A 13,188-nucleotide genomic window follows, 5' to 3' on the forward strand; every position below is an offset into this window, starting at 1 on the left:
CGCGTGCCGCTTGCAGGGCTGACTGCCTCGAAGCACGACGCTGCTGGCGTCGCGACGGTCCTGCTAGCGGAGCCCGGAGATCCTGCCGCAGTGTTCGGTACCACCAAAAGGCAGATCGCTCACGGTGTACGAGGAGGCAGTTGTGGCTGGGGCAGGAGCGGGCGTGGTGCCGTGCCGCAGCCAGCGCGGTGGATATTCGCATGTCCGATATCCGCTTGATCATCTCGCCCCTCTCCCGGCTTAGTCTTTTTATCCGTCTGTCATGCGCCATGGTAGCTCTGCGGCAACATCGCCGCGGAGGCGTCCGGGGAAGGCCTTCGGCTCACAGGGGCGATGATGTGCGCCGGGTCGGCAGGGGCTGGCTGGCAGCGGTCATGTCCGCCCGACCGGTCGACGTTGCGTGGTGGCTGACTACCGGGGTGGGGCCCGACCGCGGGAGTCCCACGTCGGCCGGTTCACGGCCTCAACCTCGCGGCCAGGCGTCCTGGCCGTCGGCGAGTGCGCCGGCACCGTCCCCCTTGAAGAAGTTGAACCGTTGCTGGTTGTCCCACAGGCTTCCGAGGTCGGCCTTTCCGTCGCCGTCGAAGTCGCCCGCCAGGATCAGCTGTGCGGCGCCCCAGGTCTTGTCACGCCACATGTCAGTCCGCCCTGGGCGTTGCCGCTGTAGCGGAAAAGTGCGCCGTCACCGCTCGTGACGACGACGTCAGCGCGTCCGTCACCGGTGAAGTCGCCGGTGGTCAGCTTGACGGCGGCCTTCCAGCTGCCGTCGTTCTTCCACATGCTCTTGCTGGCGCCGCTCAGCACCCCCTCACTGTTGGTGGGGTAGGCGTACAGGGCGCCGACGGAACCGGCACCCCGTACGGTGAGCAGGCCGTCGCGCCCGGTCACGTCACTCTTGAAGCGGGCGAGCTGGAGCATGCCGTTCCAGTTCATGGTTGCCGCGACCAGCTCCGCGGTGATGCCGTTCATCCGTACGGTCGGCCCGCCCGCATCCCCTTGGCGCACCACCGCCTCGCTGGACCCGTTCAGGTTGACCGTGCTGCCCGCGACCGAGCCGAGGGTGAACGTGCAGGAGTGCAGCTTGTTGGGCACCCATTCGGTCTTGGTGCGGCCGAGCCCGAGGGAGGTGAGCTGCTCGTTCGCTGCGGCGGGTGTGGAGGCGAGCCGGATCGGCTTGATGGTCGAGTCCTGGATGCGCTGGGCGTGCTTGACCATCACCACGTCCCGGGTCCGTGCGCGGGACGAGTTCGACGGCTTCCCGGACGTTGCCGGTGGTCGAGGCGAGGTCGGTGCGGCCGACGGTGACGGTGGTCTTCACGACTGGTTTGCCGGCCGGGGAGGGCTTTGCCGTCGACGGCAAAGCAACTGGCGGCGGTGAGCACCTACTGAGGGGCGACCAGCGCGCCCGTGCACGCCGCGTTCTCGCCGACGTTCACCTTCGCGGGGAACTGCAGGACTCGTTGGGGGCGTCGGGGCCGGTGAGTGCGGTGGCGGGGGCTGCGGTGACGAGCCCCGCGGCGAGGGCGGTACTGGAGAGCAGTGTGGCAGGCAGCACGGAACGTGCACCTCGGACAGACACGAGAGTCCCTCGAGAACGACGAGGAGGAAAAGAAAATAAGGAGAGAGCTGCGCGGACGGCGGGCGGCGGCCAACGCCGCAGAGACGAGAACGCGGGGCTCCACGCAGGTGGGTGTTGATTAGCCAGTTCCGGGGCGGCGGCAGACCGGCGCCGGGGGCCCTCCCCAGGGCCCCCGGCGCGGTTGACTACTTGGCGGGGATGTAGCCGCTGCTGATCTGGTGGTAGTCGGTGAAGCCGTCGCCGAAGCTGCGGCCCATGACGATGGTGCCGTCGGTCTGGAGGCCGAGGATGTCGGCCTTGCCGTCGCCGGTGACATCAGCGAAGGCGAGGCGGCTCTGCATGCCGACGTAGCCCTTGCTGATGGTGTGGAAGTTGGTGAATCCGTTGCCGGTGCCCACTCCCATCACGACCGACCCGTCGTCCTGGAGGCCGAGGATGTCGGCCTTGCCGTCGCCGGTGATGTCGGCGAAGGTGAGGCGGCCTTCCATTCCCTTGTAGCCGCTGCTGATGGTGTGGAAGTTGGTGAATCCGTTGCCGGTGCCCACTCCCATCACGACCGACCCGTCGTCCTGGAGGCCGAGGATGTCGGCCTTGCCGTCGCCGGTGATGTCGGCGAAGGTGAGGCGGCCTTCCATTCCCTTGTAGCCGCTGCTGATCTGGTGGTAGTCGGTGAAGCCGTCGCCGAAGCCGCGGCCCATGACGACCGACCCGTCGTCCTGGAGGCCGAGGATGTCGGCCTTGCCGTCGCCGGTGATGTCGGCGAAGGTGAGGCGGCCTTCCATTCCCTTGTAGCCGCTGCTGATGGTGTGGAAGTTAGTGAAACCATTCCCGTTGCTCGCACCCATGACGATCGAGCCATCAGGCTGCAAGCCGAGAATGTCAGCCTTCCCATCACCCGTCACATCAGCGAAGCTTACGGCCGACGTCAGCCAGTGGCTGGTCTGCTGGATCCAGCCACCCAGGTCATCGACCCGGACGTCGGTGGCGCTGGTGCGGGTTTCGGCGGGGTCGTTGCCGAGGCAGCCGCCCTGCCATGACAGCGAGTTGATGGCGACGAGCTCGGGCGTCGTGCCGTTCGTGCGCACGGCCGGGCTTCCCGCATCTCCCTGACACAGCACGGCAGTCTCCGAACCGTTCAGGTTCACCGAACTACCGGAAGCCGAAGCGACGGTGAAAACACCGCTGTGCAGCTGGTTGGGCACCCACTCGGTCTTGGCCCTGCCAAAGCCCAGTGAAGTCAGCGCCTCGCTCGCAGCGGCCGGCTGCGCGGCAACCTGGACCGGCTTGATCTTCGGGTCCAGGATGCGTCGGGCCAGTTTGACCATGACGACGTCGCGGTCGGCACGTGGCACCAGCTCGACGGCCTCCTGCACGCTGCCGCCCGCCTGCGACAGGTCCGTGCGCCCCACGGTGACCGTCGTCTTGACGGTGGGCTTGCCTGCCTGCGCGGGCTTGCCATCAATCGTGAAGCAGCTGGCTGCGGTGATGACCCATTGCGGGTCAACCAGCGCGCCGGTGCACGCCGTTGCCTCGCCGATGTTGAGCTTGGCGGTGAAGGCGTAGCTACCGCTGGCGGCGTCACTGCCGGTGAGAGCGGAGGCAGGAGCAGCGGTCAGGAGCCCGGCTCCCACTGCAGTGGAGAGCAGGGCGGTCATCCACGCAGCACGTGAACTCTTGGCAGGCATGATGGTCCTTTGGATGCTTCGAAGATAGAGAGCCCCGAGTGGGGCGGCATGGCAGCGGACTGCTCGCGACAAGGAGACGTCCATCGCCTTCTGGTCGCGCTGTCGCGGCGGCAGCCAGGCACGTCTGTTCACGCCGCTGGGCAAGCGGGGCGAAAGGCATGGGCGGGGCTGGCGCTCTCTGGTGGACTCGACAGTCCACGCGTGGCTGTGGACGTCAGCCGGTGACGCGGAGTTCGACAAGGGCGGAGCGCTTGCCGATGGCGCCGGTCTCGCCGACGGGGGTGTAACCGGTCTCCTCGCCGGGCTTGGCTGCGGGGGCGTTGACAACAGATTGCTGACCGTCGTCCTTAGCGATCAGGGTGGCCTTGACCGGGTGCTCCTTGGTCCAGATGCCGTAGGTGTCGGGGAGTTCCAGGGCGAGGTAGCCCTGCTTGCCGCTGATCGCGAAGCAGAAGTAGGTCCCGCTGGTGCGGGACTCGACCTGGACATCCCATGCGGAGGCGCAGTCGGTCAGCATGATGCGGCCGTCGCCCCGCTTCAGCGTGATCTTCTTCTCCGCCAAGATCGTCGCTGCGTTCGGGTAGGCGAAGGTTTCGACAGCGGACGGCATGTCAGCAGCCGTGACGGACGCGGTCACAGGGCCTTGCGCCTGAGGGGCGGCCTGCGCAGTGGTCAGCGCGACCAGTCCGGCCGTTGCCGCAACTGCACCGACAACGCCCGAAATTGCCGCCTTGCGGGCGCGGGGTATGGACACGGAGCCCTCACAATCATGGATGCATGGGCACATTAGAAGCCCATGAGATTCACGTAAGTAAAACATAGGTAAGATCAGCTTGAGCGTGCCCCCAACCACTCCTGATGTGGGGGGGCGTTACGGCTGGCCGGGGGGCGGCAGCCGCGCCTGCTGAGCCGGTCTTTCGCAGCCGCACCTACTTCCCTTCCATGGCCCGAAACGGACATGTCCTGATGTTGCTCCGTTCCTTCGGGCGGCTGGCCGCAGTGATGCGCGCCCGACTCGGAAGGAACAACCAGGTGAAACGCCTACTGCGCTCTGTCAGAGCGCAAGACATCCCAGCCGTACGCACCCGCAGGCGAAGGCACCTCTCTCTGCACGGTATGGCCGCTGGGCTGCTTCCCGCCACGCTGACAGCCGGGCTGCTCGTAGCTACACCCGCCGCTGCATCGGACGACCTCGACGCGGCTGTCTTCCGCGGGCAGGCGGTCGAGCTGTGGGAGACCGGCGGCACGGGAATCAAGGAAGAGGCAGAGAAGGCCCTTCTAGGGTCTGACGAGGACATCAAACGGTTCCTCACCGATGCGCCCACCATCCAGACCGTTGACGATCGAGTAACGGTTAGCCGGATCATCAACGCGGGTGGCCCGCAGGTCCGGGACGCAGCGAAGAAGGCCCTCTCATCCGCGAATCCGGATGATGTGGCAGCGTTCATCAGAGATGGGTGGAAGGCTCCCCTGCAGGTGGACCGTCGCGTCGAAGTGTCGCGGGTCATCAACCTCGGAGGTCCCGGCGTTCAGGACGCCGGGAAGGCTGCCCTTGAAGGCACACCCGAAGATGTGGACAAGTTCCTGGCCGGGGGGCAATACGAAGCGCGGAAGATCGACAACCGTGTCAAGGTCTCCCAGCTGATCAACACGGGTGGCCCGGCAATGAAGGCGGCCGGCAAGGTCGCACTGCAGGGTAGCCCGGAGGACATCCAGGAGTTCTTGGAGATCGGCCAGTTCACGGCGCGCAACCGCGACCAGGAACACGCCTCCATCGCCCAGCTGAATGAGCAGGCTGTGGAGGCCGGCAAGCGGGCAGACGACGCGACGAAGGCGTCTCAGGAAGCCTCTGCGAAGGCGATCGCCGCGTCCGAGCTGGCCAAGGCGGCTGCCGAAACCGCGGCGAAGGAAACCGGCGAAGCCAAAAACGAGTCCCAAAAGGCCGCCCTCAAGGCGAAGCAGGCAGCAGAGGCGGCGAAGGCCGCGGCTGCCGCCTCTCAGACCGCGATCGAAGCGGCGAATGCGGCCAACCGCTCCGCCCGGGTCGCCGCCCTGGCAGCCGCGCAGACCGCAAGCGCCGCTGCCGCTGCCGCGAGCGCGGCTGACGATGCGTACAAGGCATCGATCGCCGCACTTGGCGACAAGAACAAGGCCGAAGAGGCTAAGAATTACGCCAAGAACGCCCAGATGGCCGGCGCACTCGCCAGGACATCGGCGCTCACCGCCCAGCAGGCCGCCAAGGCATCTCTCGCCGCCGCCACCGCTGTCAGCGCGTCGAGGAGCGCCACCGCCAACGCCAATTCCGCCGCGGCGTCGGCCGACGAAGCCGATGCTGCTGCCCAGGCCGCCGGGGTCCATTCCGGTGTGGCTGCCGCTGCGGCTGCAGAGACCCGTCGTCATGCCAACGAGGCCAACCGCGCAGCCAACGCTGCCGAGGCGCTGGCCAGGAAGTCTGCGGCAGCCGCTCTCGAGGCGGGCGATCACGCCAACAAGGCTGCCACGCACGCCGATAACGCCGCGGCCGCTGCGGAAGAGGCCGCGAAGCACGCGGGCGATGCCACTCGGGCGGCGGCGGAGTCGAACAAGCAGGCAGACAAGGCGAAGGAGGCTGCCGACGAGGCCAGCGCGGCGGTCGCCACTGCCAAGAAGGTCTTCGCGATCGCTCGCGAGACCGAGGTCGAGGAACTCAGCACCCGCACCAACGCGGCCATCGAGCGGGCCAAGTCGGACAAGGCGGCCACCGACGACTTCACTAAGCAACTCGCCCAGGTCGCCCTCGATGACACGGCCATCACGAACGACACCGCAGCACTCTCCGCGGAGGCAGACAAAGCGGGTGCCGACACCAAGGCCATCGCCGCCAAGGGCCGCGAGATCGCCCTGCGCGCACTCAAGCACTATGGCTCCTGGCGCCAGGAAGCAGCGGCCAAGGCTCTGTCCGGCACCGACACCGAAGTACTTGACTACCTGCGCACTGGCGCCAAGAAGGCGTCTGCGGACGAGGTGCGCCAGCAAGTGTCCGACCTCGCCTCGGCCAGCCCCTACGAGGCAGTGCGTACGGGTGCCATGGACGCGCTGAAGGGTACAGATCAGCAGGTTCGCGAGTTCTTGAGCACAGGGCAGTACGAGGTGGCGGCCACCGACTACCGAGTGCTGATCTCGAAGATCAACAATGCGGGCGGGCCGAGCGTGAAGGAGGCATCCAAGGCCACCCTCGCCGACGGCAGCCCCAAGGCCATGGCTGCGTTCCTCAACAGCGGCCAGTACCAGGCTCGTAACACCGACGAGCGTGTGATCGCGACGAAGCTGTTCAACGACGGCGGCCCCGAGGTCAAGGGCGCAGCCATGGCCGCCTTGCAAGGCCCGGCAGATCAGGTGCACGACTTCGTCCAGGCCGGCCAGTACATGGCCGACCGAAAGGACCAGCTCACCAGCAACCACGTCGCCCAGGTCCAGCGCCTGATCAACGAAGCCGACGGCGTCGCCGCCACCGCGCAGAAGAACCGCTGGCTCGCCGCCAAGGCCGCAGCAGACGCCAACCAGGCCAAGGACGAAGCCAACAAGGCCGCTGCAGAAGCGCAGAAGAACGCTGATCTGGCAGGCAAGTACGCCGCGGACGCCAAGACTTCGGCCGATCAGGCAGAAGCTAGCGCCAATCGAGCCGCCAAATCAGCCACAACCGCTCGCAGCGCCGCCGATGCTGCCGACCGCGACGCCGACGCCGCAGCCGAATCCGCCGCCCAAGCTGCATTCTCCGCGAGCTACGCGCGAGCCTCCGCCACGGAAGCCCACAGCTCCGCAGCCGACGCTAAGGACTCGGCACTGGCGGCAGGGAAGAGCGCTGGGGAAGCCAACACCATCGCCTCGCAGACATGGGCCGACGTGCTGACGAAGCGCCAGGCCGAGGAGGCAGAAGAGCGTCGGCTCGCCGCGGAACAACGCAGGCAGGAGGAGGCGAGTAAGCCCAAGAAGCACGAGTGCATTCAGTTCATGAGCCGGGACAGCCTTGCGCCCTGCAAATACGACGAGAACGCCGTCATCGTGGTACCCACGGTCGACCCACGCCTCGCCAAGCTGCTCCTCAACGGCGGCATGGAAGTCCTAGGAGTTAACGACCTTCTCGACTGCATCAACGATCCCACCATCGGAAAATGTGCCCTCGCAGTGGCCGGCGTCCTCCCCGTCGGAAAGCTTAAGCTCCTCAAAAAGGGCGCCGACGGCATCGAGGACATCGCCGAGGCATCTCGTGTCGGACGAGTCATCAAATGCGCTACATGCTTCCTCGCCGGAACGAAGGTTCTCATGGCGGACAAGTCCGCCAAGAACATCGAGTCGGTGAAGATTGGAGACAAGGTAACCTCGACTGACCCCGTAACGGGGAAGACTGAGCAGCAGGAAGTTTCCGACCTGATCATCACGGACTACGACAAGAGCTTCAACAAGCTCACCATAGCCACCGATCACGGAAGTGCACTGCTCACCGCCACACGGGAGCACCCCTTCTGGTCCCCGTCGGAAAAGACGTGGGTCGAGGCCCACGCCCTTCATGCCGGAATGACCTTGAAGACTGCCGACGGCAGTACTGCGGAAATCCGGTCCAACACATCATTCACCGAGCGCGCTCGTACCTACAATCTGACCGTTGACCGCCTGCACACCTACTATGTGTTCGCGGGGCATACTCCGGTCCTGGTCCACAATGAGGTTTGCGGAGTCCGCGTGTCACCCATGGCCTCGGACTGGGCCACGAAGGGCGCGCATCTGCACTTCGGTGCAGACGAGGTTCGCGTGTTCGCTAACGAGTCTGGTGGGCTCGGAGCTAAGCCGCTCCGAATGAGCAACGGTTGGGCTTCCGACAAGAGCGTTCAGAAGGTCCTCGACACACTCAACAGCAGCCGCGAACTCCGCCAGGACCTGGTCGAGAAGGCCAGTGCCGCAATGGCCGAGATGAACAAACACAACTGGGGAAACGAAAAGAATCGGGCCGCTGAAATGAGCCGCCTAATTAACACACTGGAGAAGATGGGATGAACGGACCCGAATTCATTGCGAGGGCGGTCGAAACGGGCTCACTGTTCGACTTCTCTATCGGAGCGAAGCTGGCCGAGGCCGAGAAGAAGATCGCTCTCGAATACTTCGATGAGCTTCAAGGTCGTCGCGGCGCAAGAACGCTGCGGCGAGATTATGGCCTCTTCGAGGCCGCCTTCAGCGATGAGTCGGACTGGACCTGCCGGTCCATCACCCTGGAAATCCACCGACTCGCCTCCATGCCCGAGCTTGCGGCCAGGGTCAGGGGGCTGACGGGCATCAATCTCACGCCGTACACGAAATGGACGGATGTAGCGGAGGCGCTCCACGGCCTTGTCGGGTGTCTGCCGTTCGACTCGCCAACCGTCACGCAAGGATATAGAACGTACCGATCAAGAAATACAGGAGTCTCTGTCATCGTGATCGATGACGCATCATCCGAACGCGGCACATATCCTGGAAATGGCGACATCTGGGGTCTGGATATCGTAGACCCGAGATTCCTGTAAACAGGGCTTGGTGGAAATCTCTGCCCGGATCCATATTTAGACGGGCCAGATGGTGCACCATACCCCCGGTCAATGCCGCGCTATAGTCGACCTTCAGGCATCCCGGGCGTAGTGGCGGCACTTGAAGGGCGAGTGCCGCCCGGTTCGCAAGGAAAAGGAAAGAGCCAAACCGCTGACAGGAATAAGCAACCTCGGCCGGAGTAAATCCCGGCCGAGGTTTCGCTATCAGCCTGGCTTTACTGAGCGACTCTGTCGGGAATCTTGAGGACTTCAGGCGCGGTGGCTTGATCGGCGGGCATGCTCAGGGTGGTTCATGAACTTGACGGCCGTACGTGAGGTGCTCGATGTCCATCCGCCCGCGCTCCGGTGTCCAGATCCCGCCCCTGACCGCGCGGGTGGCTCGGGCGAGCAATCCCCGCGGGACGACGGCGATATGGGTGCGGGACCGGCTGGATGGGCTGTGGCGGGACGAGGATTTCGTCGCCTGGTATCCACAGGACGGTCGGCCGGGTCTGTCGCCGGCCCAGCTGGCCACGGTCTGTGTGCTGCAGTTCCTGCACGGGCTGTCCGACCGGCAGGCGGCCGAAGCGGTCCGCTGCAGAATCGATTTCAAGTACGCCCTGGGCCTGGAACTTGACGATCCGGGCTTCCACCACAGTGTGCTGTCCGACTTCCGCGACCGGCTGGCCCAGGGGGACCGAGCAGATGCCCTGCTGGATCTCATGCTGGAGCGATTACGGACGGCCGGGCTGGTCAAGGAGCGCGGACGACAGCGCACCGACTCCACTTATGTCCTGTCCACAGCACGGGAGTTGACCCGGCTGGAGCTGGTCACCGAGGCGGTGCGGGCAGCCTTGGAGGAACTGGCCCGCGACGCGACCGAGATGCTGGACGGCCTGGTGACGGCCGAGTGGGGTGAACGATACGGGCGGCCGGTGCGGATGTGCAGCCAGCCCAGTCACCCCGTCGCCCGGCTCACCCAAACCGGCCTGGATGCCCGCGACCTGCTCGGACGCTTCCAGGAGAATCGCCCTGGCCAGGTCCTGGGACCCATGCTGGAAGTACTGCGGCAGATCATGGTGCAGCACTTCGTCGTCGATGCCCGTGGGCAGCTGCGGCCGCGCACCGAGCGGGACGGCCTGGCACCGGCCAGGATCCGGATCGAGTCGCCCTACGAAACCGAGGCCCGGTGGGTCCGCCGGGGCAACACGCGCTGGACCGGATACCTCACCCACGTCACGGAGACCTGCGGCGAGACGAGCATCAACGTGATCACGGACGTGGCCACCGTGGCGTCCGCGGCGGACAGCACTGCCCTGCCCGGCATCCACGCCCGCCTCCGGCACCGCCGGCTACTGCCCGCGCAGCACCTCGTCGACGGCGGTTACACCTCTGTCGCCCTGCTCGACGCTGCCGCCCGCGACCATCGCATTGACCTGGTCGGGCCGCTGAACCGGGGCAATCCCCAAAAGAGCAGACGCGAAAAGGGCTTCGCCCGCGAGGACTTCACCATCGACTTCGACCAACGCCAGGTCACCTGCCCCGCAGGTCAGACCAGCCGGACCTGGCTGGAACCACCGGCCATGGCCCCCTACACGGTCGTCCGCTTCCATGCCCGGCAGTGCGACCCCTGTCCGCAGCGCACTTCGTGTGCGCCCGGTCTCTCCGCACGCACTGTGAACTTCCTCCCCCGCCACCTCCATGAACTCCTGATACGTCATCGCGCTGACCAGCACGACCACGAGTGGCGGCGCCTCTACGCCTCCCGCTCCGGCGTCGAGGGAACAGTGAACGAGTTCGTCAACAACCATCAGATGCGGCGCTGCCGCTACCGCGGCTTGGCCAGGACCCACGTCCAGCATGTCCTGACCGCCATCGCCGTCAACATCGAACGCCTCGCCCAACAGGAACCCGCCACTTCCACCCACCGTCCCAGGCGACCCACAATGTTCCAGCAGTACCTCGAAGCCCGCGGGCTACCCCGGCCCCTCTGGTGGCGCCAAGGCAAGTGACCTTGGAATCTCAAGATTCCCGACAGAGTCGCTCAGCGTGTTGGTACTCGTGGATCACTCCGCCGAGGCGGTCGCGTCGGCGTATGTCCAGGCGGGTGATCTGCCTGGGGTTGGTGATGGTTTCGGGGAGTGCGCGCAGCGGCGCGGCTGCCTGCAGGGAACGGTGGGTGCGGTGCTCGTTGGAGAACTGCTCGTACTCGCTCAGGACATGCCGCAGGTGGTGCCCGTGCCAGATCAGGGTGCGGTCGAGAAGCTCGCGGCGGAGGCTGAGCACCGCGTCGTACGTTCGCTGAGCAGGTCGAGGGGTTGACCATGCGGTATGGCCGCTACGCGCCGCTTCTGCTGGTGGCGCTGCGGGCGGTGGGCCTGGCACTGGCTGGCAGCGCCGGAGCCCGGCTCTTGAAGGTGCTGAACGTGGTGGTCAGCCGGGTGACGCTGCTGTCCCTGGTGCTCGCGCTGCCCGAGCCGACAGTGGCCTTCCCACGCATCCTGGGTGCCGACGAGTTCGCCCTCAAGCGGTCCCGCCGCTACGGCACTGTGCTCGTCGACGTGGAGACCCACCGCGTCTTCGATGTGCTCGACGGCGCGTCGCGGGACACGTTCGCTGCCTGGCTGGAAGCACATCCCGGGGCTGAAGTGATCTGCCGCGACCGTGCCCATTCCTTTGGCGATGGCGCCCGGCGGGGTGCCCCTCATGCCCGGCAATGTGCTGATCGCTGGCATCTGTGGAGCAGCCACAGACTCCTCCGCCACCCATCCTGCTCGCATGACCGCATCACCCACGGTCACCTCGTCACGAAAATCTTGCGAGGAACGTAGATCGCTGCGCTGATCATCTTGAGTGCGGGAAAGTTGGGTCTGGATGTCCCGACCACGCCGATGGGTCTGCGATGCCGGTGAGCTCGTTTGCAAGGATGGTGTGGGAGTCAGCCAGGGGATCGCGGTTTGTCGCCATGGCGGCATTGCGCCGGCCGGGAGCACGCGTGTCAGATTCCGATTCTTCCCTCGGCTCCCTCGGGGCAGCCGTCGAGCGGGGCAGGTGCGGTCGTCGGGAGGTGCATGATGAGTCGGCAGGACATCAACGACGAGGCCATCCATCTGCGGTCTGCGGGGGTGGATCTGGGAAAACGGTTCCTGCTGGCCTGTGTGCGCACGCCCAGCGCGAAGCGGGCGGGGGCCTGGGGCCTGGAGACTGAGCGGTTTGGGACCACGCGGGCGGAAGTACGCCGGCTGCTGGCCTGGCTGAGTGAGCGTCAGGTCGAGGTGGTGGTCATGGAGGCGACCGCCGACTACTGGCGGGGCGTGTACTACGTGCTGCAGCCGCATCTGAACCTGATGCTGGTCAACCCCGCCCACCTCATGGGAATCCGAGGGGGCAAGAGCGACCCCAGCGACGCGGCCTTCCTGGCCCGGGCCGGCGCGTCCGGCCTGGTGATGGCCTCCTTCGTGCCCGAGCGCGACATCCGGGAACTGCGCGAACTGACCCGCAGGCGGACCGAGCTCGTGCGTGCCGCGGGCTGGGAGGCCCAGCGCTTGGAGAAGGTGCTGGAGGACACCGGCATGAAGCTCGCCTCGGTCCTGACCGACGTCACGGGCGTGAGCGGGCGGGCCATCTTGGAAGCCCTCATCGCCGGGGAACGCAGCCCCGAGTACTTGGCCGACCTGGCCGTCGGCAAGGCACGCGCCAAGATTCCGGCACTGGTCGAAGCCCTGGACGGCGAGTTCACCGACCACCACGCGTTCATGGTCCGCCACTACCTCGACGAGATCGACCGGTTCAAGGCCGCTGTCACCGCCTTCGACGCGCGGATCACCAGTGTGCTGCGCGAGCGCGAGCACGAACTCGACCTCCTGGACACCATCCCGGGGGTCGGCCGGATGGCCGCGGAGATCATTCTCGCCGAGACCGGCGGCGACATGCGCCAGTTTCCCAGCGCCCACCACCTGGCCTCCTGGACCGGCGTCTGCCCCGGACAGAACGAATCCGCAGGCATGAAGAAGTCAGGGCAGACCCGACCGGGCAACAGCAACCTCAAGCGCCTCCTCGGCGTCGCGGCCATGGCCGCGATCAGGAACAAGCACACCTACCTCTCCGCATACTTCCGGCGTCTCGCCGCGCGAAGGGGAGGCAAACAGACCGTGGTCGCGGTGATGCACAAGCTCGCGATCGCCATCTGGCATGTCCTGCACGACCGTGTCCCCTACCGGGAACTCGGCGCCGACTACTTCACCCGTCGCGATCCCGAACGCGCCATGCGCCGCATGACCAAGGAAGCCAACAGCCTCGGACTCACCATCCGCTTCGACCACCTCCCGACCACCGCGGTCTGAGGGGGCCGGAGTTCCGGAGCCAACGGCGCGCGCCCACGAGGGCG

The 13,188-nt window shown here is 66.2% G+C and carries 10 protein-coding genes and 1 pseudogene; 5 read left to right on the plus strand and 6 right to left on the minus strand.

Annotation, left to right across the window (positions count from 1 at the left end; all coding sequences use genetic code 11):
• Positions 1-463: 463 nt before the first annotated feature.
• From OHA17_RS00480 to OHA17_RS00500, 5 genes and pseudogenes are all read right to left on the minus strand, one after another.
• Positions 464-637: a hypothetical protein gene (locus tag OHA17_RS00480; protein ID WP_406502954.1), complete on the minus strand. Its 174-nt coding sequence runs from the start codon at positions 635-637 to the stop codon at positions 464-466.
• Positions 601-1,227, minus strand: a pseudogene (locus OHA17_RS00485) (trypsin-like serine protease); the annotation flags it as partial. The gene OHA17_RS00480 and the pseudogene OHA17_RS00485, both read right to left, overlap by 37 nt.
• Positions 1,228-1,432: 205 nt before the next feature.
• Positions 1,433-1,555: a hypothetical protein gene (locus tag OHA17_RS00490; protein WP_406502956.1), complete on the minus strand. Its 123-nt coding sequence runs from the start codon at positions 1,553-1,555 to the stop codon at positions 1,433-1,435.
• Positions 1,556-1,764: 209 nt separating this feature from the next.
• A complete protein-coding gene (locus OHA17_RS00495; protein ID WP_406502958.1) occupies positions 1,765-3,234 on the minus strand; it encodes an FG-GAP-like repeat-containing protein in 1,470 nt (489 codons plus the stop codon).
• A 244-nt stretch (positions 3,235-3,478) separates the two neighbouring features.
• Complete coding sequence (locus OHA17_RS00500) at positions 3,479-3,874, minus strand: hypothetical protein (protein WP_406502960.1); 396 nt, start codon at positions 3,872-3,874, stop codon at positions 3,479-3,481.
• 506 nt (positions 3,875-4,380) lie between these two features.
• On the opposite strand from OHA17_RS00500, the gene OHA17_RS00505 reads away from it, so the two are divergent.
• From OHA17_RS00505 to OHA17_RS00515, 3 genes are all read left to right on the plus strand, one after another.
• On the plus strand, positions 4,381-8,295 hold the full coding sequence (locus OHA17_RS00505) for a polymorphic toxin-type HINT domain-containing protein (RefSeq protein WP_406502962.1): 3,915 nt from the start codon (positions 4,381-4,383) through the stop codon (positions 8,293-8,295).
• Entirely contained in the window at positions 8,292-8,801 is a 510-nt protein-coding gene (locus OHA17_RS00510) for a hypothetical protein (protein WP_406502964.1), read from the plus strand. The genes OHA17_RS00505 and OHA17_RS00510 overlap by 4 nt, the downstream gene beginning before the upstream one ends.
• Before the next feature lie 344 nt (positions 8,802-9,145).
• Positions 9,146-10,813, plus strand: coding sequence for an IS1182 family transposase (locus OHA17_RS00515; protein WP_406502966.1), 1,668 nt, complete (start codon positions 9,146-9,148; stop codon positions 10,811-10,813).
• A gap of 10 nt (positions 10,814-10,823) precedes the next feature.
• Here the strand turns inward: OHA17_RS00515 and OHA17_RS00520 are convergent, their stop codons facing one another.
• Entirely contained in the window at positions 10,824-11,087 is a 264-nt protein-coding gene (locus tag OHA17_RS00520; RefSeq protein WP_406502968.1) for an integrase, read from the minus strand.
• A 38-nt stretch (positions 11,088-11,125) separates the two neighbouring features.
• Here OHA17_RS00520 and OHA17_RS00525 point away from each other — a divergent pair, with 38 nt between their 5' ends.
• Both OHA17_RS00525 and OHA17_RS00530 read left to right on the plus strand, forming a co-directional pair.
• Positions 11,126-11,632, plus strand: a complete 507-nt coding sequence (locus OHA17_RS00525) for a transposase (protein ID WP_406502970.1) — start codon at positions 11,126-11,128, stop codon at positions 11,630-11,632.
• A 243-nt stretch (positions 11,633-11,875) separates the two neighbouring features.
• Positions 11,876-13,144, plus strand: coding sequence for an IS110 family transposase (locus OHA17_RS00530; protein ID WP_406502972.1), 1,269 nt, complete (start codon positions 11,876-11,878; stop codon positions 13,142-13,144).
• Positions 13,145-13,188 lie beyond the last annotated feature (44 nt).

The sequence above is a fragment of the Streptomyces sp. NBC_00212 genome (assembly GCF_045206365.1).
GTDB lineage: Bacteria > Actinomycetota > Actinomycetes > Streptomycetales > Streptomycetaceae > Streptomyces.

Coding starts and splice junctions, on each gene's coding strand:
- OHA17_RS00530 (WP_406502972.1), top strand. CDS start 11,876: ATGAGTCGGCAGGACATCAACGACGAGGCCATCCATCTGCGGTCTGCG.
- OHA17_RS00510 (WP_406502964.1), top strand. CDS start 8,292: ATGAACGGACCCGAATTCATTGCGAGGGCGGTCGAAACGGGCTCACTG.
- OHA17_RS00495 (WP_406502958.1), bottom strand. CDS start 3,234: ATGACCGCCCTGCTCTCCACTGCAGTGGGAGCCGGGCTCCTGACCGCT.
- OHA17_RS00480 (WP_406502954.1), bottom strand. CDS start 637: ATGTGGCGTGACAAGACCTGGGGCGCCGCACAGCTGATCCTGGCGGGC.
- OHA17_RS00505 (WP_406502962.1), top strand. CDS start 4,381: ATGGCCGCTGGGCTGCTTCCCGCCACGCTGACAGCCGGGCTGCTCGTA.
- OHA17_RS00515 (WP_406502966.1), top strand. CDS start 9,146: ATGTCCATCCGCCCGCGCTCCGGTGTCCAGATCCCGCCCCTGACCGCG.
- OHA17_RS00525 (WP_406502970.1), top strand. CDS start 11,126: ATGCGGTATGGCCGCTACGCGCCGCTTCTGCTGGTGGCGCTGCGGGCG.
- OHA17_RS00500 (WP_406502960.1), bottom strand. CDS start 3,874: ATGCCGTCCGCTGTCGAAACCTTCGCCTACCCGAACGCAGCGACGATC.